This window comes from Shewanella sp. T24-MNA-CIBAN-0130 (genome assembly GCF_040310185.1).
Taxonomy (GTDB): domain Bacteria; phylum Pseudomonadota; class Gammaproteobacteria; order Enterobacterales; family Shewanellaceae; genus Shewanella; species Shewanella psychromarinicola.
The window spans coordinates 1-257 of the sequence record NZ_JBEOPP010000413.1 but is presented as its reverse complement, the minus strand read 5'-3'; the positions used below and the strand labels follow the sequence as shown (position 1 = coordinate 257).

Genomic DNA, 257 nt, shown 5'->3' with positions numbered 1-257 from the left:
GTACCAAGACCCTTAGTACAGCTCAGTGACTCTGTGGATGTCATGCAAATGCTAACAACATGGCATAACGCCGCGTTAGAAAGCTGCGCTGCGAACCACACCACTGAACGATAAACACTCGTTCACCCGCTGTTGCTGAATCGTCGATAATTCAGCAACAGCAACGTAAGCATATTCGCTGTGTTCATCACTAAGCTGTATTTGCGCGCATTGCGGTAACTGACAACGAAAGATAAACGCTTGCGACTGATATGCAC

1 pseudogene is annotated in these 257 nt (G+C 47.5%); it reads right to left on the bottom strand.

Going from position 1 to position 257, the window contains the following annotated elements:
- Positions 1-75 precede the first annotated feature (75 nt).
- Positions 76-257, bottom strand: a pseudogene (locus AAEZ02_RS22925) (NUDIX hydrolase); the annotation flags it as partial.